Origin of the sequence: Endozoicomonas sp. ONNA1, assembly GCF_024606325.1 — a bacterium.
In the GTDB taxonomy this organism is placed as follows: Bacteria; Pseudomonadota; Gammaproteobacteria; order Pseudomonadales; family Endozoicomonadaceae; genus Endozoicomonas_A.
Genome location: NZ_JAHHPN010000576.1, coordinates 1 through 1,262 on the forward strand (window position 1 = coordinate 1; position 1,262 = coordinate 1,262).

Below are 1,262 nucleotides of genomic sequence, written 5' to 3' on the forward strand. Positions count from 1 at the left end.
GGCTCTTACAGAGCAAGGATAGATCAAGAAAGCCTCATGAAAGGGCGGTTGTCAGGTTAAGGCCCGAAGTCATCGTTGTGATCCACAACAGAAGGCTTGCGTCTTCGATGCTTTCTTTTGTGATTCGACAGGGCTTGAGCATTCCTGAAGACCTGCCCGCATGGCTGCGGCTGGCCATCCTTCTGAACCACGGTCACGGCACAGGTTTGTTGCCCGGTGTGGTATCCAGTTTTGTGAGCCGACAGGCTGTTAGCATTCTTGAAGATCTTACCGCATGGCCGCAAACAGCCATTCTCACCGATTACGGTCACGTCACAGGTCTTTTTCCCGGTGTGGTGTCCGCTTTTGTGAGTGGACAGAGCTGCTGCATTTCTGCAGACCCTCCCGCAGGGCCGTTGCAGACCATCCCCCCCGATTACGGGTATATCACAGGTTTGTTGCCTCGTGTGGTCTCTGATTTTGTGAACCGACAGGGTTTGAGCATTCTTGCAGACCTTTACGCATGGTTGCAGTCGGCCATCCTCCCCGATTACGGCCATGTCACAGGTCTTTTTCCCGGTGTGCTGTCCGCTTTTGTGAGTGGACAGAGCTGCAGCATTTCTGCAGACCTTTTCGCACGGCTTCGGCTGGCCATCCTCCCCAATCACGGTCACGTCACAGATTTTTTGCCCGGTGTGCCGTCGGATTTTGTGAATGTACAGCGCTTCGGCATTTCTGCAGTCCTTTCCGCATAGTCGCGGCTGGCCATCCTCCCTGATTACGGTTACGTCACAGGTTTGTTGCCTGACGTGGTCTCTTCTTTTGTGATTCAACAGGGCTTGAGCATTCTTGCAGACCGTCCCGCACGGCTGCAGTTGACCATCCTCCCCGACCAACGTCAGGTCACAGGTTTTTTGCCCAGAGTGGTATTTGCTTATGTGATACGACAGTGATTTTGCATTCTTGAAGACCTTCCCACATTGCAGCTGCTGGCCATCCTCCCCGAATATAATCAAACTACAAATGACTTTCCCGGCAGGGGCGTTTTTATCGATTGTCCCTGCAACCATTGAGTCTATGGCGGTCCCGTCTGAGGCGACCCCGTTAACAGGGTTGCAAATAGAGCAGTATCTATTGGCCAAATGAGGGCATGAGCTTTGTCCGGGCGTTGCTACTGTTGGGTCTGTCAAACTTTGATCATAATCGGGCGCTCTGCTATCAGATGAATCGGAAGATTGCCGGAATTGACAAGCGCCATGACAGGGATGGACGAAACAATTTAA

At 52.5% G+C, this 1,262-nt stretch carries 1 protein-coding gene; it reads right to left on the reverse strand.

Features of this window, described 5'->3' with window-relative positions; genetic code table 11:
- Nucleotides 1-56 precede the first annotated feature (56 nt).
- On the reverse strand, nt 57-1,262 hold a 1,206-nt coding region (locus KDK19_RS13275), incomplete at its 5' end, for a hypothetical protein (protein ID WP_257292146.1).